At 53.0% G+C, this 23,301-nt stretch carries 16 protein-coding genes; 13 read left to right on the forward strand and 3 right to left on the reverse strand.

Annotated features, from left to right (window positions below):
- The first annotated feature begins 119 nt into the window (after positions 1 to 119).
- Positions 120 to 1,547 (forward strand): family 43 glycosylhydrolase, encoded by a 1,428-nt coding sequence (locus NSU01_RS12790; protein WP_076244360.1) that lies wholly within the window; start codon positions 120 to 122, stop codon positions 1,545 to 1,547.
- Positions 1,548 to 1,686: 139 nt separating this feature from the next.
- Here the strand turns inward: NSU01_RS12790 and NSU01_RS12795 are convergent, their stop codons facing one another.
- A complete protein-coding gene (locus NSU01_RS12795; RefSeq protein WP_076244362.1) occupies positions 1,687 to 2,580 on the reverse strand; it encodes an AraC family transcriptional regulator in 894 nt (297 codons plus the stop codon).
- 99 nt (positions 2,581 to 2,679) lie between these two features.
- Between NSU01_RS12795 and NSU01_RS12800 the strand changes: the two genes are divergently transcribed.
- Positions 2,680 to 5,124 (forward strand): TIM-barrel domain-containing protein, encoded by a 2,445-nt coding sequence (locus NSU01_RS12800; protein WP_076244364.1) that lies wholly within the window; start codon positions 2,680 to 2,682, stop codon positions 5,122 to 5,124.
- Positions 5,125 to 5,135: 11 nt separating this feature from the next.
- Here the strand turns inward: NSU01_RS12800 and NSU01_RS12805 are convergent, their stop codons facing one another.
- Positions 5,136 to 6,005, reverse strand: coding sequence for an AraC family transcriptional regulator (locus tag NSU01_RS12805; RefSeq protein WP_042135896.1), 870 nt, complete (start codon positions 6,003 to 6,005; stop codon positions 5,136 to 5,138).
- Positions 6,006 to 6,136: 131 nt separating this feature from the next.
- On the opposite strand from NSU01_RS12805, the gene NSU01_RS12810 reads away from it, so the two are divergent.
- The 5 genes from NSU01_RS12810 (at position 6,137) to ltrA (ending at position 13,386) form a co-directional block, all read left to right on the forward strand.
- A complete protein-coding gene (locus NSU01_RS12810; RefSeq protein ID WP_076244366.1) occupies positions 6,137 to 6,976 on the forward strand; it encodes an amidohydrolase family protein in 840 nt (279 codons plus the stop codon).
- A gap of 127 nt (positions 6,977 to 7,103) precedes the next feature.
- The gene (locus NSU01_RS12815; protein ID WP_076244369.1) at positions 7,104 to 8,063 is read left to right on the forward strand and encodes an aldo/keto reductase; all 960 of its coding nucleotides are present in this window, start codon (positions 7,104 to 7,106) and stop codon (positions 8,061 to 8,063) included.
- The gene (locus tag NSU01_RS12820; protein WP_076244372.1) at positions 8,063 to 9,082 is read left to right on the forward strand and encodes a zinc-binding alcohol dehydrogenase family protein; all 1,020 of its coding nucleotides are present in this window, start codon (positions 8,063 to 8,065) and stop codon (positions 9,080 to 9,082) included. Before NSU01_RS12815 ends, NSU01_RS12820 begins: the two co-directional genes overlap by 1 nt.
- Before the next feature lie 21 nt (positions 9,083 to 9,103).
- Complete coding sequence (locus NSU01_RS12825) at positions 9,104 to 11,350, forward strand: glycoside hydrolase family 95 protein (RefSeq protein WP_076244374.1); 2,247 nt, start codon at positions 9,104 to 9,106, stop codon at positions 11,348 to 11,350.
- Between the two features lie 743 nt (positions 11,351 to 12,093).
- A complete protein-coding gene (ltrA, locus tag NSU01_RS12830) occupies positions 12,094 to 13,386 on the forward strand; it encodes a group II intron reverse transcriptase/maturase (RefSeq protein ID WP_076244377.1) in 1,293 nt (430 codons plus the stop codon).
- 92 nt (positions 13,387 to 13,478) lie between these two features.
- On the opposite strand, the gene NSU01_RS12835 is transcribed toward ltrA, so the two are convergent.
- A complete protein-coding gene (locus NSU01_RS12835) occupies positions 13,479 to 14,189 on the reverse strand; it encodes a hypothetical protein (RefSeq protein ID WP_339303200.1) in 711 nt (236 codons plus the stop codon).
- Positions 14,190 to 14,524: 335 nt separating this feature from the next.
- Here NSU01_RS12835 and NSU01_RS12840 point away from each other — a divergent pair, with 335 nt between their 5' ends.
- From NSU01_RS12840 to NSU01_RS12865, 6 genes are all read left to right on the forward strand, one after another.
- Positions 14,525 to 16,207 (forward strand): extracellular solute-binding protein, encoded by a 1,683-nt coding sequence (locus NSU01_RS12840; protein ID WP_076244382.1) that lies wholly within the window; start codon positions 14,525 to 14,527, stop codon positions 16,205 to 16,207.
- A 93-nt stretch (positions 16,208 to 16,300) separates the two neighbouring features.
- Positions 16,301 to 17,287: an ABC transporter permease subunit gene (locus tag NSU01_RS12845; RefSeq protein ID WP_052421801.1), complete on the forward strand. Its 987-nt coding sequence runs from the start codon at positions 16,301 to 16,303 to the stop codon at positions 17,285 to 17,287.
- A gap of 14 nt (positions 17,288 to 17,301) precedes the next feature.
- Positions 17,302 to 18,213: a carbohydrate ABC transporter permease gene (locus NSU01_RS12850; RefSeq protein ID WP_042135910.1), complete on the forward strand. Its 912-nt coding sequence runs from the start codon at positions 17,302 to 17,304 to the stop codon at positions 18,211 to 18,213.
- Positions 18,214 to 18,343: 130 nt separating this feature from the next.
- On the forward strand, positions 18,344 to 19,876 hold the full coding sequence (locus tag NSU01_RS12855) for a response regulator transcription factor (protein ID WP_076244385.1): 1,533 nt from the start codon (positions 18,344 to 18,346) through the stop codon (positions 19,874 to 19,876).
- 22 nt (positions 19,877 to 19,898) lie between these two features.
- A complete protein-coding gene (locus NSU01_RS12860; RefSeq protein ID WP_042135915.1) occupies positions 19,899 to 21,707 on the forward strand; it encodes a histidine kinase in 1,809 nt (602 codons plus the stop codon).
- Entirely contained in the window at positions 21,700 to 23,220 is a 1,521-nt protein-coding gene (locus tag NSU01_RS12865; protein ID WP_076244388.1) for a response regulator, read from the forward strand. Before NSU01_RS12860 ends, NSU01_RS12865 begins: the two co-directional genes overlap by 8 nt.
- Positions 23,221 to 23,301: the final 81 nt, after the last annotated feature.

A 23,301-nucleotide genomic window follows, 5' to 3' on the forward strand; every position in this document is an offset into this window, starting at 1 on the left:
GTCATGGACTTCGCTAAAGCGGCTTCTCTATACTGAAAGGGATAGGGACATACAGGTGACGGTGCTGGCGTAGCCCGACATATCCATGTATATAACGAACAACTAGGGGGACAACAGAAATGACGCAACAACAGGGATTCAATCCGTATTTGCCATCCTGTGAATATATTCCGGATGCTGAACCTTATGTATTTGAAGGCAGAGTGTATGTGTATGGCTCACATGACCGGTTTAACGGACACGCCTTCTGTCTGAACGACTATGCCTGCTGGTCTGCTCCTGAGAACAATCTGGCCGATTGGCAGTATGAAGGTGTGATCTACCGGACTACGGATGACCCGCTGAACCCGGAAGGCAGCATGTGCCTCTATGCACCGGATGTGACGAAGGGGCCGGACGGACGGTATTATCTCTACTATGTACTGGACAAGGTTCCTGTCGTATCGGTGGCTGTCTGCGGCAAGCCGGGCGGCAAATATGAATTCTACGGCTATGTAACCTACGGTGACGGTACGCGTCTGGGCGAACGGGAAGGCGACGAGCCGCAGTTTGATCCGGGGGTATTGACCGAAGGAGACACCACCTACCTGTACACCGGCTTCTGCGGATACGGGGACAAGTCCAGACACGGCGCCATGGCTACCGTGCTGGGTCCCGATATGCTTACGATTATTGAGGAGCCTGTGTTCGTAGCGCCGAGTCAGCCTTACAGCGGGGGGACAGGATTTGAAGGCTATGAGTTCTTCGAGGCCCCGTCTATCCGCAAAAGAGGGGATATCTACTACCTGATCTATTCTTCGATCTCGATGCATGAGCTGTGTTATGCGACCAGTAAGCATCCGACCCGGGATTTCGTCTATCAGGGAGTCATTGTAAGCAATTGCGACCTGCATATTGATACGTATAAGCCTGCGGACCAGCCGATGTATTATGGCGGCAATAACCACGGCAGTATCGTAGAGGTTAATGGAGAATGGTATATCTTCTACCACCGCCATACCAACGGGACAGCATTCTCCCGCCAGGGCTGCATTGAGCGGATTGAATTCCGCGCAGACGGCACGATCCCCCAGGTGGAGATGACCTCCTGCGGTCCGAACGGAGGCCCGCTCCAAGGAAGCGGCGAATATCCGGCCTATCTGGCCTGCCATTTGTTCTGCAAGGATCAGGAGATGTACACCGGAGGCTTCGGCCCGATTGGTGCCTGGATGGACAGCCGGTTCCCGAAGATTACCCAGGACGGCAGGGATGGCGATGAAGAGACCGGCTATATTGCCAATATGACCGATTCTGCTACCGCCGGATTTAAATATTTCAAGTGTGAAGGGGTTACCCGGGTCTCCATTAAGGTGCGCGGTTATTGCCACGGCGAGTTCGAGGTGAAAGCGGCCTGGGACGGCCCGGCACTCGGACGTATCCCGGTAGGGTTCACGAATGTCTGGAAAGAATACACTGCGGAAGTGGCGATTCCGGACGGCGTTCAGGCGCTGTATTTCACGTACACCGGCAACGGCGGCGCCCAGCTTGCTTCGTTTACGCTGAAATAACCCGGAGAATATGCTGAATATGGCTTGATGCACAAGCAGCACTTGGAAGTTCCCGGGTGCTGCTTTTTGTTGCTGCAAGCTGTGAGCAGGAAGCAGGGAGCGAGCCGCTATGAAGGTAGCTAGGCTAAGCGCACTACCGCTACACCCCGGAAGAATAACGGGCCTTGTAGTCTGAAGGCGTCATGTTCATATAATGCCTGAACCACTTCGAGAAGTAGCTGACATGCTGATAGCCTGACTCCAGTGCAGCCTCCAGCACGTTGTATGATCCGCTGCGGAGCAGACTGGCCGCCTGGCTGATGCGGATATAGTTCAAATACTCCATTGGGCGCATGCCGGTCTGGGCTTTGAAAAACTTGCAGAAATGCGAGCGGCTAAGCGATACAACGGAGGCAAGCTGATCCAGCTCCAGCCTGTCACGGGAATGCTGCTCCATATAGCTCAGCACTTCCCTGATTTGCCGGTTGTATTCGCGCCTGTGGCGGGGTTCCGGATCCGGATTCTGTCCGGTGAGCCTGTATTGATGACTGTCTGCAATGAACAGCAGCAGGAGAGCCTTCAAGCTCAGTTCATACGCCGCAGACTGATGCTCATAGCGGTTCAGCAGCTCTTTTATCAGATAGAGCAATGGAGTATGAGTATCATCTGCAGCAGATAACAAGGCGGGCAGCCGGGTTGTCCCCTGCAATAGAGGGTCTAGGAACAACGACTGCACCCGGTCCGGATACGGTGAAGAGAGCCAGGAGCATTTGAACACGATGGAGTAATAACAGGTGCCGCCTGAGACGGTGTCCATGCCCGAATGAAGTTCCCCCGGGTGAACGATCAGGGCATCGCCTGCCTGAATGGTGAATTCCCGGCTCTCGACTTGGAAGGTAGCCCGGCCTTCCGCCAGATAAATGATCTCCATCTCATTATGCCAATGCACGGGTAGAATCGAATGAACGCAGGCCTGATGCTCTACCCTGTAGATATGAAGCGGGAATTCAGGCTGACCATGCAGCTTGTTCTCACGGTAACGGTGTTCGTACATGATTACCTCCTGCGAATCGCAATATTGTGCTTATAAATCACAAATATATGCTAGATAACGGATATTAATAATAATATCATTATAATCAAAGAAGTCATAATGAAGGGTGGAACTATTGTGAATCTGATCGCTACACACTCCGGTACAGATGGCGTAAGGCTGGAGACTACAGAGGGGATTATGCATATCGCCATGTATACGCCAGGCATTGCCAGAATCCGGTATACCCTGAATGCGGAGCTAAGCGGGAAAGAGAGTCTTATGGTAGTGAGCCGCCCGGAGGCGGAGAGTGTAGAGTGGACGGTTGAGGAACACTCCGGCCATCTGGAAATTTCGACAGTGCTTCTTAAGATTAAGGTGGACAAGTTAACCTGCGCGTTCAGTTATTGGGATGCGGATGGCAGGCTGCTGACACGGGAGCCGTCCAGAGGCGGCAAAACCCTGGAGCGGACAGAGGTCTATCATACGGTCTTCGATGCTTCGGCAGATACGGTTGAGACCGGTCAGGGGGCCGATGGTCTGCGCGCGAGAGCCGAAGGGGTCAACCGCAGGCTGGACAGAGAGGCTTTTCATACGAAGCTGGAATTTGAATGGCAGGAAGACGAAGCCCTGTATGGACTTGGCTCCCACGAGGAAGGGATGATGAACCTCCGGGGCCGGCAGCAATACTTGTATCAGCAGAATATGAAAGCGGTTGTTCCGGTGCTTGTATCTACGCGCGGTTACGGGATTCTGGTAGATTCGGGGTCGTACATGACCTTCCATGATGATGCCTTTGGCTCCTATCTCTGGAGTGATGCCGATGAAGAAATGGATTATTATTTCATTTACGGGCCCGAGTTCGATCAGATTACCGGGGGAATCCGTTACCTGACAGGGGATGCGCCGATGCTTCCCAAGTGGTCCTTCGGTTATGTACAGTCCAAGGAAAGGTACATCTCCCAGGCAGAACTCATTGCCACCGTGCAGGAGTACCGTGAGCGGTCGCTTCCCCTCGATTGTATTGTGCTTGACTGGCAGTCCTGGACGGGGAATCTGTGGGGGCAAAAGACCTTCGATCCCGAACGTTTCCCTGATCCCTCGCAGATGATGAACAGCCTGCACGCCATGAATGCCAAGCTCATGGTATCCATCTGGCCGATTATGGGCGCGGGCGGGGCCAACCATGAGGAGATGAAGGAAAGCGGCTTCCTGCTCGGCAATCAGGCTACTTATGACGCCTTCCGGGAGGAAGCGCGCGAATTGTACTGGAAGCAGGCCAATGACGGGCTGTTCTCCCACGGGGTCGATGCCTGGTGGTGCGATTGCACGGAGCCTTTTGAGGCGGACTGGAAGGGTGCGGTGAAGCCGGAACCGGAGCAGCGCCTGCTGATCAACACCTCGGAATCCAAACGTTATCTCGATCCGGGGCTGATCAATGCCTATTCCATGCAGCATTCCAAAGGTATCTATGAAGGCCAGCGTGCAGCGACCTCAGAGAAACGGGTGATCAATCTGACACGCTCCGCCTTCGCGGGGCAGCACCGGTACGGCACGGTTACATGGTCAGGCGATATCGCGGCCAATTGGGAGACGCTGAGGAAGCAGATTGCTGACGGCCTTAACTTCTGCCTGACAGGTTCTCCGTATTGGACACTGGATATCGGCGCTTTTTTCGTGAAGAAGCAGAAGGAGCAGTGGTTCTCGAACGGGGATTATGACGAAGGGGTTGCCGATCTCGGATACCGTGAGCTGTACGTCCGCTGGTTCCAGCTAGGGGCCTTCCTGCCGATGTTCCGTTCCCATGGGACGGATACGCCAAGAGAGGTGTGGCGGTTCGGAGAAGAGGGAGAGCTGATGTACGATACGCTTGTGAAATATCTGAAGCTCCGTTATAGGCTGATGCCATACATCTACTCACTGGCCGGAGCCGTCGCACACCGCAGCTATACCCTGTTCCGTGCGCTTGCCTTCGACTACCGGGAAGATGTGCAGGTCCATTCGATCGGCGACCAGTTCATGTTCGGTCCGGCCTTCATGGCAGCTCCCGTAACGGAGGCAATGTATTACGGTCCCGGCTCGCGTGAGCTAGAGGGTGTCTGTAAGCAGCGCAGTGTCTACATGCCGGCGGGGGAATGGTACGATTACTGGAGCGATGAACGGATAGAGGGCGGCCAGACGATTGAAGCCAATGCCGGTCTGGAGACACTTCCGCTCTTCGTCCGCGCCGGCTCGATTGTTCCGCTTGGCCCGGAGATTCAATATACGGATGAACAGCCGGATGCTGTGATTAGCCTCAAGGTATACGGCGGCAAGGATGTCTCCTTCACCCTGTATGAAGATGAAGGGGATAACTACAATTATGAGCACGGCTCCTATTCCATGATCTTGATGACCTGGAGCGAAGCGGCCCGTAGCTTGACCATTGGGAAGCGGGCAGGAGATTATGCCGGTATGCAGGCGGTCAGACAATTTACTGTAGAGATCGCCGGACAGGCCGGAAGCTGTATTGTAACTTATGAGGGTGAAGCTGTAACCGTCCGGGAAGCAGACCTGAACCCTTGACTTTGAAGCCCTCAATGCGTTCTGCTGTTTCTCCGGTAGGCGGCCGGCGTCACTTTCGTGATCTTTTTGAATGTACGGTAGAAATGGGGCATGCTCTCGAAGCCGCAGGCCATAGCGATCTGCTCGATGGTATAGCTTGATTGCAGCAGGCAGTCCTTGGCGGCAAAAATCCGTTTGGTCGCGATGTAATCCGTCACATTCATCCCCAGACGCTGCTTGAAGACCCGGCTGAAATGGGCCGGAGAGATCGCCGCCCGCCCCGCCAATGCGGACAGCTCCAGCGGCTGATCCAGGTGGTCGTTGATATAGCTGAGTGCCTCACGGAACCAGTCCGGCAGCAAGGCGCTTGAGGTTACCGGCTCGGCAGCCTGCGGGAGGCAGTAGCGGTTCAAGTGAAGCAGCGTGAGATGGAGCAGCAGCGTCAGGGCTTGTCCGCCGTCCGGACGGCTCTGCTCCCGTTCGCCGTGGATGACATCGATATCGTTTTGTAAGATTCCGGCGTGTTCAGGAGATAGGGTGTACTTGTACTGCTTATTCTTCTTGGCCGCGTCAAACAGCTTCAGATAAGCATAAGATTCGCTGTAGGTATGGTTAAGAACAAGACCCGGGCTGAAAAATACGGCAGAAGAGGTCACCGGCTCCTCCTTGTCGGGGAATCCCCGGTGCACCGTGTTTCCGGGAACGACGATAACATCCCCCTGGCGCATTTCATAAAAGGTCTGATCGATGAAAAAGGTGCCTTTGCCGCCGTATACGTATATGAATTCGTACCAGTCGTGCTGATGGTCGGGCAGCTCGCGCTGCGGGCTTTTGGTCTCCTTGTAGTCCAGAAGCAGAGAGAACGGCAATTCATTGTCGAAATGCTTGCGGATCGGTTCCATGACGCGGCCTCCTTAGCTAAGGCTATGAATTCTTATCCTTATCATATCAAAATAAGGTATAAATTTGTTTGTTTAAGCTATTTTTATTCCTTTATCGGATGTTTAAAATAAGGTGGAATGGAGGTGCTGAGATGTATATTGATGCTCATCAGCATTACTGGAAGATAGACAGGGACGATTACGGATGGATTACACCGGATATTCCGGTGCTGTTCCGGGATTATCTGCCCGCTGACCTTGAACCGCATTTGCACAAGCACGGGATTAGCCACTCGATTGTGGTACAGGCTGCGCCGACCTTGGAGGAGACGGAATACATTCTGGGACTCAGCGAGCAGGCGGATTCCATAGCCGGTGTGATTGGCTGGCTGGACCTTGCGAGTCCTTCCTTCAAGGAACAGTATCAGCAGCTTTGCAGGCACCGGAAGTTCACCGGTCTACGCGTGATGATCCAGGAGATGGAGGACCCCGGCCTGCTTTTGACCCGTCCATATATAGAAGCGCTCACATTTCTTGCGGACGAGGATGTCCCCGTGGACCTGCTGGTTCTGGCAGATCAGCTTCCGCAGCTCATAGGGCTGCTGGATCGGGTTCCGGGTCTAAGAGGGGTCATCGACCATTTGGCCAAGCCCCCGATTGCAGCGGGCCAATTAGAACCATGGCGAAGCCGGATGGCGGAGATTGCGAAGCACCCCGGTATCTGCTGCAAGCTGTCCGGGATGGTAACGGAAGCCGGTCCAGAGGGCTGGACACAGGAGGATTTCACGGCTTATATCCATGCGGTGCTGGAGCTGTTCGGACCGGAGCGGGTGATGTTCGGCAGCGATTGGCCCGTGTGTCTGATGGCGGCAACCTATGATGAGGTGCTTCAGATCTTGCGCACGGCACTGCAGGAGCGGCTGTCACCGGAAGAGATGGAGCCGGTCTTTGGAGCGAATGCTGTGAGATTTTACAAGTTGAATTCACTATAGTAAGAAGCACTAAAGAAATAAACAAAAAGCACAGAAGCGGCCGGAAGTCCAAATGTTCACCGCAGTGACGATGATGCTACAAGTTCAAATCTTAAGTGCAATATCAAACTACAGGAGGTAGAACGCTATGAAATACAGAAAGCTGGGGAATACAGGGCTGGAAGTCTCCGTATTAAGCTACGGGGCATCGTCGCTGGGAAGCGTATTCCGGGATGTTCCCAAGGAAGAAGGAATCCGCACGGTTCATACGGCGCTTGATATGGGGATCAACCTCATCGACGTCTCTCCCTATTACGGCCTGACGAAAGCGGAGACTGTTCTGGGAGAATCGCTGCAGACTGTACCGCGGGACCGCTACATCCTGAGTACGAAAGCCGGACGTTACGGCCAGGATGAGTTTGATTTCTCCAGAGAGCGGATTATCCGCAGCGCCGAAGAGAGTATGGGCCGTCTGGGGACGGACTATTTGGATATTTTGCTGCTGCATGATATTGAATTCGGCTCTCTGGAACAGGTAATGGAAGAGGGAATTCCAGCGCTTGAGGAGTTGAAGCAATCCGGTAAAATCCGTTATTCCGGCGTGACCGGCCTGCCCCTTCCTATCTTCGAGACCGTGTTGTCGCAGACCGCTCTGGATGTCATCCTGTCCTACTGCCACTATTCGCTGAATGACACCGCGCTGCTTCAGCTCCTTCCGCTGCTGGAGAGCCGCGGCACGGGACTAATTAATGCCTCGCCTATCTCCATGGGCTTGCTCAGCAACCGTAAAGTGCCAGACTGGCATCCGGCGAGTGCAGAGATCCAGGCCGCGTGTCAGCGCGCCGCTGAATATTGCCGGGACAACGGAGAGGACATCGCCAAGCTGGCGGTCCAGTTCTCTACAGCGAATGAACAGATTCCGACAACGCTCGTAAGCACCGCGACACCGGAGAATATCCGCAACAATATTAAATGGACGGATGAGCCGATGGATGAACAATTACTGGCAGAGGTACGGGGCATTCTGAAGCCTATCGACGGGGCAACCTGGCCGAGCGGCCAGCCGGAGTGGAACGTGATGCAAGGCCGGAACGGAGATTTCTTATAATGAAGGGAATTATTTGTGAGGAGATCGGGAAGCTCGTATACAGGGAAGATTTGCCGGAGCCGGAGCTTCAGGACGGAAAAGCCATTGTAAGCATCCGGCGGATCGGAATCTGCGGCACAGACCTGCACGCCTACCGGGGCAATCAGCCTTATTTCACTTATCCGCGTGTGCTTGGGCATGAGCTGTCCGGGACGGTTGAGCGCATTGGCGACAATCCGCAAGGGCTGCGGGCCGGTGATCAGGTAAGTGTGATTCCTTATCTGCATTGCGGAGAGTGCCGGGCCTGTCTGAGCGGCACAACGAACTGCTGTCAGAAAATGAGAGTGTTCGGCGTTCATTTGGACGGCGGAATGCGTGAGCGGGTGAGCTTGCCTGTAGGCAATCTATTGAAGACAGACGGACTGACGCTGGATCAGGCGGCCATGCTGGAGCCCCTGGCTATCGGGGCGCATGCCGTGCGGCGTTCGGGTCTGGGATCAGGTGATCAAGTGCTGGTTATCGGAGCCGGACCTATCGGACTGGGTGTGATGGCGATGGCCAGATATGCCGGTGCGCAGGTGATTGCGATGGATGTCAACGATGAACGCCTGGAATTCTGCAAGGGCTGGGCGCAGGCGGAGCATACAGTGAGCGCCTTGCGCGAACCGAAGGAGCAGCTATCCGGGCTGACAGAAGGCAACTTCCTGCCATATGTCATTGATTCCACCGGCAATATCTCCTCGATGGAGGGTGCTTTTGGCCTGGTTGGGCATGGAGGGACGTTGACTTATGTCGGCTTGGTCAAAGGAGATATAACCTTTAGTGATCCGGATTTCCATGCGCGGGAAATGACCGTGCAGGGGAGCAGAAATGCGACCCGGGAGGATTTTGAACAGGTGATTCGGGCCATTACTGACGGTTATATTGAGGTGGACAGCTATATTTCCCACCGCTGCTCATTCGAAGATATGACCGGCCAGTTCGAGAGCTGGCTGAATCCGGAGTCTAAGGTAATTAAGGCACTGGTAGAGCTCGATTAAATACGAAGGAGCGGAATAGCGATGACTAGCAAGGAACAGAGCCAGCGGTTATGGTACAGTGAACCGGCGCAGGAATGGAATGAGGCGCTGCCGATCGGCAACGGGCGGCTCGGAGCGATGATCTTCGGCAGGGCAGCCGAGGAGAAGCTGCAGCTCAATGAGGATTCCGTATGGTACGGAGGTCCGCGTGACCGCAACAACGAAGACGCGCTGCCTCATCTGCCCAAGCTCCGCAAGCTGATCCTTGAGGGGAAGCTGAAGGAGGCGGAGGAACTCGCCGCGATGACGATGACGGGACTGCCGGAAGCGCAGCGCCATTATCTGCCGCTGGGCGAGCTGCTGCTGTCGTTCAGCGGGCATAAGCAGCCGGCTGCGGATTATAGACGGGAGCTTGATTTGGAGCGCGGCGTATCCCGGGTGAGCTATTCAACCGGCGGGGTCCGGTATACCCGTGAGCTGTTTGCGAGCTTCCCGGATCAGGCCATAGTGGTTCGGTTGACCTCCGACCGGAAGAACGCAATCTCCCTGAAGGCCAGGTTCAACCGCCAGAACTGGAGAATGCTGGAGAAGACGGAGAAGTGGCAGAACAGCGGACTGGTGATGGGCGGAGAATGCGGCGGCCGCGGAGGCAGCTCCTTCGCTGCCGTATTGAAGGCAGTTACGGAAGACGGCACCTGCCGCAATATCGGAGAATATTTGCTTGTGGAGGGGGCAAGCTCGGTTACGCTGCTGCTTGCCGCAGGAACCACATTCCGCCATCCCGATCCGGCGCTGCATGCCAAGATGCAGCTTGAAGAACTGAGCCGGGTTCCCTATGAAGAGCTGCTGGCCCGTCATATTGCGGATTACCGCAGCTTGTACGGGCGGGTTGCGCTGACGCTCCCCGAGAACCCGCAGCTACACGGGCTGCCGACCGGCGAACGGCTGAAGCGGGTTCAGCAGGGGGAGGAGGATCACGGGCTGATCACAACCTATTTCCAGTATGGCCGTTATTTGCTGATCTCCTCCAGCCGTCCGGGTTCTCTGCCTGCGAATCTGCAGGGAATCTGGAATGACAGCTTCACCCCGGCCTGGGACAGCAAATTCACCATCAATATCAACGCGCAAATGAATTACTGGCCTGCTGAAATCTGTAATCTTGCGGAATGCCATGAGCCACTGTTCGATTTGATTGAACGGATGCGGGAGCCGGGACGGGTGACGGCTAGGGTGATGTACGATTGCGGAGGCTTTACGGCGCATCACAATACGGACATCTGGGCAGATACAGCTCCGCAGGATACCTATCTCCCGGCGTCCTTTTGGCCGCTGGGTGCGGCCTGGCTATGCCTGCATCTGTGGGAGCATTACCAGTTCAGCCAGGACCGTTATTATCTGGCGCAGGCGTACGATACCATGAAGGAAGCTGCGCAGTTCCTGCTGGATTACCTGATAGAGGATGAGGCTGGCCGGCTGATTACCTGCCCGTCTGTCTCGCCGGAGAATACGTATCAGCTGCCTGGCGGAGAATCGGGCGTGCTGTGCGCCGGAGCCTCCATGGACTTCCAGATCATTGAAGCGTTGTTCAAGGCCGTCGTCCGCAGTGCCGAGATTATCGGCCGGGACGAGGCATTCCGCGAAGAACTGCGCTCTGCGCTGGACCGGCTGCCTGGACCGCAAATCGGGAAATACGGCCAGATTCAGGAGTGGATGGAGGATTACGAAGAGGTGGAGCCGGGACACCGCCATATCTCCCATCTGTTCGCCTTGTACCCCGGGGATGCCTTCACGGTGGAGCATACACCGGAGCTGGCGGCAGCAGCCCGGACTACGCTGGAGCGCAGACTCGCAAGCGGCGGCGGACATACCGGCTGGAGCCGGGCCTGGATCATTAACTTCTGGGCCAGACTACAGGACGAGAGCAAAGCCTACACGAATGTACGGGCATTGCTGGAGCATTCGACCCTGCCTAACCTGTTCGACAACCATCCGCCGTTCCAGATTGACGGGAATTTCGGAGGAACCGCGGGAATTGCCGAGATGCTGCTGCAGAGTCACACGGATAGCATCAGACTGCTGCCCGCGCTGCCTGCAAGCTGGAGCGAGGGCAGTGTGAAGGGGCTGCGGGCAAGAGGCGGCTATACCCTCGACTTCTCGTGGGCCGATGGACTCGTTACGGAAGCGGTGGTATCATGTACCGTATCCGGTCCTTGCCGGATCGAAGGCCCGGGCCTGGATTCCGTTTTCTTCATAGGGGAAGCGGGAGGCTCTTATACGTTTACCCGGTAAGCGTGAGCCGGAAGCTGCCAGAGTGGATAATTGTAGAAGATTGTGGAAATAAGATACGGTCAGAGTGGATGATTATAGAAGACTGCGGAAACAGGAAGCTGGCAGAGTAGCTGATTATAGAAGACTACGGAAACAGGATACGGTCAGAATGGATGATTATAGAAGATTGTGCTGGGATTGGCGCATTTGCGCCAATCCTTTTCTGTGATTGCGTGCCCAGAGGCACGCATTATCTAGTTGGTGAAAGTCCAACCCAAGGAGGGGCCAAGCCACCTTGGTAGCTAGGATGCTTGCGCATGGCGAAATCTGTGTGTAAAAGCGCATCGACGAAAGTACCGGTCAGAGACCGGGCGAGCAACGATCCAGGCCGCAACATGAAGTGAATCCTGCCGCGTCGTCAAAAAGGCCCTGCGAAGGGGAAAAGAGGGTGCCGAGTCTCGAGTCATTAGACGAAGGCCAAGGAAACTGTACAGAACTTGGAGCAACAGTGAAGAATCCTCCGGCGTATAGGGAACGGCATGGGTTGAAAGATAATGCAGTGAACTGGGGAGACCCTCCCCCACACGGGATTTTTTTTTTAAGAAACCCTGTAAAGAGACGCTCTATAAGTCCAAAAGATGAAATGAATCGTCTGTGGAAAGGGAGTCCGAGGGGCTCATAGTACCGAAGAACTTAAGGACAACATAACCCTAGGGAGGGAAGGAGCCCTGCTTTGTTTATGCTTTTGGAGGAGGTACGAGTGAGTGAATGCCAACCGGCTAACGACACCCAAGGAAAAAGTTCAAGAACTCCAAGAAAAGCTAGGTCATGCGGCCAAGGAGAACAACAAGCGTAAATTCCATGCGCTGTTCGACAAAGTCTACCGCTGGGATGTGCTAGGCGAAGCCTGGAAACGGGTGAAAGCGAACAAGGGGGCTGCGGGAGTAGATGCCGTGACACTCACTGAAATCGAGGAACAAGGAGTCACGAGATTCCTCAAAAGCTGTGAGCGAGAACTGAAAGAAGGCAATTACCATCCGCAGCCCGTACGGCGGCACTATATCCCAAAGAAAGACGGGAAACCAAGACCGCTGGGCATACCCACCGTGCGCGACCGAGTCATACAGATGGCAACCAAACTCGTCATTGAACCCATCTTCGAAGCAGACTTCGAAGAGGCATCCTTTGGATTCCGCCCGAAACGAAGTGCGAAAGGAGCGCTGGAACGAATCCGAAAATCCTGTAACCGTAAAGGGAATTGGGTAGTCGACGTCGATATCCAAGGTTACTTCGACAACATTAATCAAGAGAAGCTCATGAAATTGGTACAAATGCGTATCAATGACAGGCGGATCTTGAAGTTAATACGGAAGTGGCTTCAAGCGGGAATCATGGAAGAAGGAAATGTAAGGCGTTCTGATTTAGGGACACCGCAAGGTGGTGTCATATCACCACTGTTGGCGAATATCTATCTGAACTACTTTGACCGATTGTGGGAGAAACACGGAAGTGGAGTGGGAGAACTGACAAGGTATGCAGACGACTTTGTGGTGGTCTGCAAAACCAAAAAGGACGCGGAACATGCGTATGAACTTATACGCAGAATCATGGAACGTCTAGAGTTAACCCTACACCCGGCCAAAACCCGCATTGTAGGCTTATGGACAGGAGACGAAGGATTTGACTTTTTAGGGATGCACCACCGAAAAACGAAAGCAGAAACGTCTCAAGGGAAAGTGTACTATACCACGCAACAGTGGCTAACGAAGAAGGCAGAGGAACGCATTCGGGGTGTGGTCAAAGAAAGATTAGCAGCACCCGGTATGCGCTGGAGATCGTTCGCGGAACATGTGAAATGGCTCAATCCAAAGATTCAGGGATGGAGAAATTATTACTGCACGAACTACAGCCAAAAGAGATTAGCGAAACTGGATTGGTATATTCTGCAGCGATTAACCCGGTGGTACGCGAAGAAGAGACAACGCGGGAGATGGATGAGTTCATTACCTGAGGTTAAGTATATTGCCAACATGTATGGACTAAGAACGCTATTGTGATCTGCATGCCCATGAATGACAAACATCGGAAAGCTGTATGAGGGAAACCTCACGTACGGTTTGATGAGGAGGGACTGGGTTGCACCAGGCCTTTACTCTAGATGCAGGAAATTCTGCGTATAAAATAGACCCGCCCGAAGTTGGCTGTACGCGGAAATGAAAGGGATAAATCCCTCTAATTCCGCCGAAAGTGGGCGATGCGCGGAAATGAAAGGGATAATTCCCACTAATTCCGCCGAAAGTGGGCGATGCACGGGAATCAAAGGGATAAATCCCTCTAATTCCGCCGAAAGTGGGCGATGCACGGGAATCAAAGGGATAAATCCCTCTAATTCCGCCGAAAGTGGGCAATGTGCGGAAATGAAAGGGATAATTCCCACTAATTCCGCCGAAAGTGGGCGATGCACGGGAATCAAAGGGATAAATCCCTCTAATTCCGCCGGAAGTGGGCGATGTGCGGGAATGAAAGGGATAAATCCCACTAATTCCGCCGAAAGTGGGCGATGCACGGGAATCAAAGGGATAAATCCCTCTAATTCCGCCGAAAGTGGGCGATACGCGGAAATGAAAGGGATAAATCCCACTAATTCCGCCGAAAGTCGGCGATGTTCAGGAACGAAAGCGGGCGACAAGAGGAAACGAAGAGCAAAAGTGCCCCTGAATCCACCGAAAGTCGGCGACAGGAAGAAACGAAGAGCAAAAGTGCCCCTGAATCCGCCGAAAGCCGGCGACAAGAGGAAATGAGGAGCAAAAGTGCCCCTGAATCCGCCGAAAGTCGGCGACAAGGAGGAAATGAGGAGCAAAAGTGCCCCTCAATCCGTCCGATGTGCGCAGGCAAGAGAAAGGTGTAAACTATCTGTCTTGTTCTTCATTTATAGCTGCAGCCGTGTAATCGCCAGCGGGTGCATTAAGTCATTTGAAATGCCGGGAGCGGCTCAACAACCGCTGGCTGCTCCTGTACTAAAGAACGGAAATTCAGTTGCCGCGCAGCAAGCAAGCGTTTTCTTTTTATCGAATTTTCGGGGGGAAGTACTATAGTTTATGAATTGTAAGCGCATTCTGAAAACGTATAATTAGAGATGTCAACAAGAGAATTTATAAGCATAAGCGATTAGCCAAAAAGGGGAGGCATAACAACATGCACAAAACGGCAAAACGTTCAGCCAAGGCCGCGGCAGCCGGTGTATTAGCACTCACACTGGCACTTACAGGCTGTGGTTCTGGCAACAACAGCAGCAACACCGGAAGCAAAGATAACGCCAGTGGAGGAAACGCCAGTCCGGCGGCAGCCGGAGACGATAATGCTCCGGTAACATTCTCGGTATTTATGAGTGGTCCCGGGCAGCAGCCTACGCCTGACAACAAAATTCTCAAACTGATGAAAGAAAAAACCGGGGTCAGCTTCAATATGGAATTCCTGGTCGGCGACCTGCAGCAGAAGCTGGGTGTCATGATTGCCGGAGGTGACTATCCGGACATCATGTCAGGGGACGACAAGCTGATCAATGCCAAAGCTTACATTCCGCTGGAGGATCTGATTGAGAAGTACGCGCCCAACCTGAAGAAGCATTATGCCGATGTGTGGAACCAGATCAAGGATGAGAGTGACGGCCACATCTATGTACTGCCAAGCTATGGCGTATATCAAGGTAAAATTACTGAACCGACTTACCAGGGACCAGGCTTCTGGCTGCAAAAGAAGGTGCTGGAGGAAATGGGCTATCCAACGCCTAAGACCCTTGATGAATATTTCGATATCATTGCCAAATATAAAGAAAAACACCCGGATGTCATCGGGTTCGAATCGCTCAACTTCGACTGGCGTGTGTTTCCGCTGCAGAATGCGCCTGAGCATCTGTCAGGACATCCGAATGACGGAGCGGTTATTGTAGACAACAATGTAGCGCAGATTTTTGCCGACAAGGATATGTCCAAGGATTACTACAAGAAGCTTAATGAGATTAACGCTCAAGGGCTGATGGATAAGGAAGCGTTCGTGCAGAACTATGACCAGTATCTGGCCAAAATCGCAAGCGGCAAGGTCGTCGGTATGTTTGACCAGCACTGGAACTTTCAGGACGGTGAGACTTCCCTGATCTCCCAGGGCAAAATCGAAGATACGTACATCGGCTTCCCTCTGCTCTATCCGGGTGCTGAGGAATGGTACCGTGACCGCGGAGCAGTCGGCACCAACCGCGGCTTCGGCATTTCGATCAATGCCAAGGACCCTGAGCGCATTATCAAATTCTGGGATCAGATGATCACTGAGGAATGGCAGAAGACGATCCAATGGGGAGTCAAGGGCGAGGATTATGAAGTGAATGCGGACGGTTCGTTCTACCGGACACCGGAACAACGGGCAAACGCTGACAAGACAAGCTGGCAGGTAGCTAACAAAATCACAGGTATGCACGGTTATATGCCTAAAATTCAAGGTACGTACAGCGACGGAAATGCAGCAGATCCGGGTACGCAGCCACAGGAATTCTTCGACAGCCTGAAGCCGTATGACCAGAAGATTCTGAAGGCGTACAACAAGAAATCCTGGTCTGAATTCTTCAAGGAACCCAAAGAGAACAATATCTACTTCCCGGCGTACTCCATCGTGCTTAAGGATGGTTCGCCAGCTCAGCTTGCACAGTCCAAGCTGAATGACCTTCAGGTTAAATTCCTGCCCAAAGCCATTATGGCCAGTCCGGATGAGTTCGAAGGTGTATGGCAGGATTATGTGGACAAAATCCACAAGCTGGACATCAAGGCCTACGAAGACCGGATTAATGAAGGTATCCAGCAGCGTATCGAAAAATGGAGCGTCAAGTAAGCGGCACTAAGGGTTGAAACGGAGCGGGAAATGAACTTTCCCGCTTTTCCTAAATAGGAGTGGAGAGAACGATTACACAGGAGGGAATACTACATGTCTGATGCCGTACTGGACAAACAGGTCAAGAAACAGAAGACCCGTAGAAGCAAAGTCGATCCGGAAATCGGTGTGAGCCTCAGCTGGAAGACGCTAAAGATACAGAAACAGCTTATTTTCATGTCTGTGCCGATTGCCATCTATCTAATTATTTTTAACTATGTACCCGTTTGGGGCTGGATTATGGCCTTTCAGAATTACCGCCCGGCGCTGTCCTTCGGCCAGCAGGAGTGGGTAGGCTTCCAGCAGTTCAAATTCTTATTCTCCGATGAGACCTTCATGCTGGTGTTGCGCAACACGGTTGCCATGAGCTTCATCAATCTTGTACTCGGTACGGTGACGGCCATCGGCCTGGCTTTGCTGCTGAATGAGATTAGACTCAAGTTCTTCAAACGTATCGTCCAGTCAATTTCATATTTGCCGCACTTTCTGTCCTGGGTTATCGCAGCGGGTATTGTCGCTACCTCCCTGTCGATTGATGACGGGATTGTCAATGTCATTCTAATGAAGCTTCACCTGATCAAAGATCCGATTATGTGGCTCAGTGAGGGCAAGTATTTCTGGGGCATTGTCGGGGCTTCCAACGTGTGGAAAGAAGTAGGCTGGGGCACGATTATCTATCTGGCCGCGATTACCTCCATTGACCCTTCCCTGTATGAGGCAGCATCCATCGACGGCGCTACGCGTCTGCAAAAAATGCGTTTTGTCACTCTTCCGGGAATTAAAGCAACCTTTGTGATTCTGCTGATTATGAATATTGGACATATTCTGGATGCCGGCTTTGAACTTCAGTACCTGCTCGGCAACGGTCTTACTATAGACTATTCGCAGACCATCGACATCTTCGTCATTAAGTACGGGATCTCTATGGGGAACTATTCTCTGGCTACGGCAGCAGGGATCTTCAAGACCATCGTCAGTGTTGTTCTCGTCTTCATGGCCAACTATACTGCCAAACGTCTCGGCGAAGAGCGGTTAATCTAAAGGAGGAAGCCCTTATGAAAGCTGTAGCAAAAGGATCAAGCCGCATAGAGCCGGTTGTGTTTCATACACTGAACACGCTGTTCATGCTCTTTGTGGTTGCTGTAACCCTGTATCCATTCCTCCACACGATGGCTGTTTCGTTCAACGACGGCAGTGACACGCTGGCCGGTGGAATCTATCTCTGGCCCCGTTCGTGGACGCTGGAGAATTACAAGGCGGTCTTTGTTTCAGGGACGATCTACCATGCCGCATTTATCTCGGTATCCCGCACGGTCATCTCAACGCTGCTCGGTGTTTTTCTCACCACTATGCTGGCTTATGCACTGGCGCAGCCACAATATATTTTTCGCAAAAAAATCGGCCTGCTGTTCATCCTGACCATGTATTTCAATGCCGGACTGATTCCGAACTACTTCCTGATCAAGAATATGGGCCTGCTGCATAGCTTCATGGTCTATATCCTTCCGAGTCTGGTCAGCGCATTCAACCTGATCATTATGCGGACCTATATCCGCGGTCTTCCGTTCAGTCTAACCGAATCGGCGAAGATCGACGGGGCGGGGGATTTCCGGATTTTCTGGAAAATCATCTTCCCGCTGTGTACTCCTGTACTGGCAACGGTTGCTTTGTTCATTGCGGTAGGTTCATGGAATGCCTGGTTCGATACCTTCCTCTATGCTTCCTCGGATCTTAAGCTAAGCACACTGCAATATGAAATGATGAAGCTGCTGGGTTCCACGATGAGCACGAACAATGATCCTTCCATGCTTGCGGGAGGCCAGAATAATCAGGTGCAGGCCCTGGTTACACCGGCTTCCATCCGTTCCGCGATCACGATCGTTACGGCTGTCCCGATTTTGTTCGTCTACCCTTTCTTGCAGAAGTATTTCGTGGTAGGGTTGAACCTGGGAAGTGTGAAAGAATAATTGTCATTTAGAATGATATAAGAAAAATATGGATAATATAACCGTTTCGGGTGAAGCCGAAGCGGTTTCTCCTGTTCAATACTGGTCAGCCTTGCAGAACTCAAAATACTTAAATAAAGAGGGTGATCCAATGCTTAAGGTACTGTTTGCCGACGATGAGCCGCTTATGCTGGAAGGGCTGCGATTCCTGGTAGACTGGGAGAAATTAAACTTTGAAGTATGCGGTGAGGCTCTGGACGGGGAGGACGCGCTGGAGCTGATTCACAGCACCCGTCCTGATCTGGTTATAACTGATGTGCGCATGCCGGTAATTGACGGTCTTGAACTAATAAAAAGAGCTTCCAAAACCGATTTCCGGCCCAAGTTTATTATCTTCAGCGGCTACGCCGACTTTGAATATGCCAAGCGGGCGCTTAAGTACGGGGTATCCAACTATTTGACCAAACCTCTGGATGAGAAGGAACTGACAGAGGCGCTGCAGATCGTAACCGACCAAATCCATAAGGAGCGCAAGGTGTCCTCACGGCGCGAGGCTCTTTCGGCTCTGATGCAGGCGGATACGGTATCCCGGCTCCTGATGCGGGAGAACACGGAAGAGGAGCGGCAGAAGGGGATGAAGAGCCTTGGGATCACCCCCGCCTCGCGGATATGCTGTATACTGGTCCATGGAACAGCGCCTGACAGTCTTCAGCTGCGTGAGCAGGTCTCTGCCATGGGCGGCAAGGAGCCGCTGTGCAGCCTGAGCGTCTATCCGTTCACTGCAGGAAGCGGGAAGCATGGATATTTGCTGGTGTCCCCGCAGGAAGGACCGGAGCTTGACCCGGCCATGCTCACAAGCTGGATGGATGAAATACGTCCCTTGTACAGCACTCCGGTCTGTTTCACGGCAAGCCTTCAGCATCACGGACCGGAAGCTCTGAATTCGGCTTATCAGGATGCGCTGGCTGCTGAGCTGTGCAGGCCGGATGCCGCGGAGGGCGGAGCGACCGGCTTCTTCGAGAAGCAGGATAAGACTCAGATGGCGATGCTTCCGGCAGAGCTGAGAAGATCGCTGCTGCAATCCGTCACTGAAGGGAAGCTTGAGCACCTGAGCGGGCAACTCCGCGATGTGTTCAAGATATTCTCGGCGGAGGTGGCTTCAAGCTCATGGATCGACGCTTTTCTGGCCAATATCAAAGCTGAGCTGCTACGTGAAATTACTGCCAGAGGGGGAGACTATGCGCAGTGGGTGAAAAAATGGTTTCCGTCCCGGTATACGGCCAGCTGCCTGCCTCTGCTGGAGAGGCAGACGGAGGAGGAGCTGTGCGAGGCTGCAGAATGGTTCGCAGCTGCTGCGGACGGCAGGCGGGAGGACCAGATAGTGTCTGCCGTGACGGAGTATGTCCGCAGGCATTATCAGGAGAAGCTGAAGCTGCAGGATATTGCGAAAGTTCTGCATGTGAATTCCGCTTACCTGGGACAACGGTTCAGGAAGCATTACGGCAGCTCTTTTAACGACTATCTCCATGAATACCGCATTGAAGAAGCCAAGAAGCTGCTGCGCCGGACCGATATGGGTATTTCCGATATCTCAAGCCGGGTGGGCTATGCGGACGCTGATGTGTTCGCTGCCAAGTTCAAGGCGCTCAACGGCGTTACGCCTACCGTATACAAGAAGAGCTAAATCAAGGGGAGGGGGGGACTGCATGAAGCATAAACGGAAGCCGTCTGCCTTCATCAATGATATTCCGCTCAAATACAAGTTTTTGTTTATCTACTTACTGTGTGTTCTCGTCCCCATACTCAGCATCAACGCCCTTTTTTATGTGCAGATCAGCCGCAACGTGGAAGTACGGGAGAGGGAGAATCTGGGGATTTCGGTAGACCGGGTGGTCTATGATCTGATGCAGATCGTGAATGAATGTGTGGCGATCAGCAATACGGTGGCTGCAGACCGGCCCTATATGGAGATGATGGATTATGCCTACCCGGATAATGAGGCTTATTATGATGCCTATAACGATTTTCTCAAGGACAAGCTGCGGCAGTACAGCAATCTCCACTCCTATATCTACTGGATGGGCATATATACCTCCAATCCGACGATCCAGAATGGCAGCAGCTATTTTATTCTGTCAGACAAGGATAAGCAGAGTGAATGGTACCGCAAAATATCAAGCAGCACAGACAAGGTATTGCTGACCTCCTATCAGGGGACCAACCCGCTTAATCCGCCCCAGCAGGAGGTGTTTGTCAGCCTTATCCGCAAGCTGGATAACTTTACGGGCCAGCCCTACAATAAGTATTTGCGGATTGATCTGCGGCTGAACAATGTGCAGGAGCTGTTCCAGAAGGAGCGTGATTATCTGGATTTCAAGCTGCTGGATGAGAAGAACCGGATCGTGCTGGCATCGGGTCAATCCTTCTACTCGCTGGACACAAATGCTCTGCTGAATGTGGACACAAGCCTGGATCAGCCATCCAAGCAGATTGTCCGTACGCTCAGCAGTGCAGCCTACACCAAGGGCTGGCGTCTGGTCGGAACTCCGGAGGGCCGGAAGGTGAATCATGAAATGGTCCATGCCCTAAGGATCTCACTGATTCTTGCTCTATTAACTATAATTCTCCCTACCCTGCTCATGATTGTGATTATAAGGTCCTATAATCTGCGGGTCAGATTGCTCTACAAGCATATGAAGCTGGTCAAATATGAACAGTTCGAGAGCATTGATATGTATGAGGGGAAGGATGAAATCGGCGGACTGATCCGCAGCTTCAATCTGATGACCGGGAAAATCCGCAATCTGATCAATGATGTCTATAAGCTGGAGATTCAGAAGAAGGACCTGGAGCTTGAACGGGTACGGGCGGAGCTGAAATATCTGGAAAGCCAGGTGGACCCTCATTTCCTCTTCAATACGCTTAATGCCATATTGGTCATCTGCAAGAAATATAAGTATGAACAAGTCACGGATGTCATCCGCAATCTGGCTCTGATTATGCGCAGGCTGCTAAGCTGGAAGGATGATCTTATTACTGTAGAGGAAGAGGTCTCTTTTATCGAAATGTATCTGCAGATTGAGAAGTTCCGCTTTCAGAACCGGTTCTCATATGTGCTGGATATTGAGCCGGAGGTGCTGAAATGCCGGATTCCCAAGATGAGCATACAGGCCTTGGTGGAGAATTCCTGCAAGCATGGCCTGCAGTCGGTCAAATGGGCAAGGGAAATCCACGTGTCCGCGGCGAGGGATAACGCTGGCCTGCTGATCGTAGTGACGGACAATGGCAAGGGAATCGAGAAGGAGAAGCTGGAATGGATCAAGTCCCATCTGGAAACGGAGCAGGATTCCGGACAAAATGTCGGGCTTCGCAATGTGTATAAACGCTTGATGTTGTACTATAACGGCAGAGCCAGGTTCAGCATTGAGAGCACCGAATATGAACAGACGGTCATTACCATCCGGATTCCCGAGGACTTGAGCCTGGATCTGGTAGTGGAGGGATCTCATGTATAAAGTGGTACTCGCGGATGATGAAACCATCGCATTAGAGGGATTGCGGACGCAGACGGATTGGGAAGAGCTGGGCTTTGAAATCTGCGGAGCCTGCGAGAATGGGGAGGAAGCGCTGGCTGCGATTGTACAAAACTCGCCCGATCTTGTGATTACAGATATCCGTATGCCCGGGATTGACGGGCTGGAGCTGATAAGGCGCGTACGCAGCCTTGAGATGGAGCAGCCGATCTTCGTCGTTCTCAGCGGCTACGGCGAATTCGAATATGCAAGAACTGCCATTCGTTATGGGGTAAGACACTATCTGCTGAAGCCGGTCGTTGAGGCCGAATGGGATAAGGTGCTTACAGACATTACGGATGAGCTGGAGCTGCGCGTTAAGCAGCGGATGCAGCAGAGCATGCTGGCGAGCCGGCTGCTGCCGCTGGCGATTGCGCGCATGCTTGAGGGCCACTGGGCCGAGCCTGAAGAGGAGGCGGCCGAGCAGATGGACCGTCTGGATGAGACCGTCACGGGCTGGACGTATCTGCATGTGGAGGGCGATAGCAGCAATATCACAGACCTTTGCCGGGAGCTGGCCGGACCGGCAGGTGCCCTGTTCATTGACCTGCCCGGCGATCAGGCCGGACTGGTTGTGGAGAGCTCGGCGGGGGCGGCCGGGCTGGCGGAGCAGCTATACGCTGGGCTGGTCCGCAGCGGTGTGAAGGGCTCCGTCAGCATCGGGCCGAGTGTGCAGTCACTCCGCGAGCTGCCTGTCTCCTACAGGGAAGCGGCAGGGGCTGCGGCCCGCCACTATTTCTATTCAGACGGAAGCGGTCCGGTGCATTCGGCCATTGAGGGCGAGGGCCAGGTGAACTACAATCTCCCTGCCACAGAGTTGCTCGAGGAAATAATAAGCGCTGTGGAAAGGCTGCAGGAGCAGAAGGTTCAGGAGAAGCTGAACGAAATGTTCAGCGTGTTCAAGGAGAACCGGACAGATCCGGGAGTTGTACAGATGACCAGCATGGATATCATGCTGAGAAGCATGGAATTGCTGAAGGAATTCGGCGGAGCGGACGATCAGTGGATCGGTTCGCTTGATTTTTTCAGAACGGAGCCCAAATCGCTGGAAGCCCTGCAAGCCACCCTTCAGAGCGCGCTGGCAACAAGTATGAATTATATCCGGCAGCACAAGGAACGTAACTCAGAGCATCCGCTTATCCGCGTAGAATGCTTCTTGCGGGATCATTATTCCAGGCATTTGACTGTAAAAGAGATTGCCGAGCACTTCTATATCAATCCGGTGTACCTGGGCCAGGCCTTCATCAAAAAGCATGGGATCAGCATTCTGGAATACATTCACAATCTGCGTATAGAAGCAGCCAAAAAGCGGCTGATCGAAACCCGCGACACAGTCAGGAGCATTGTGGAAAGTGTGGGTTATGTGCACTATCACCATTTCCTGAGAGAGTTTGAGAAACGGACGGCACTGAAGCCGGTGGCATTCCGCGAACAGTCCCAGTCTGATAAAGGATAGATCCATTAATTTATTAGGGTCCATGTATTTAGTATGGTAATGGTAAACGCATACAAATTCGCTATGATAGAGATAGCTGTC

Origin of the sequence: Paenibacillus sp. FSL H8-0259 (assembly GCF_037963255.1) — a bacterium.
Taxonomy (GTDB): Bacteria; Bacillota; Bacilli; order Paenibacillales; family Paenibacillaceae; genus Paenibacillus_AQ; species Paenibacillus_AQ phytohabitans.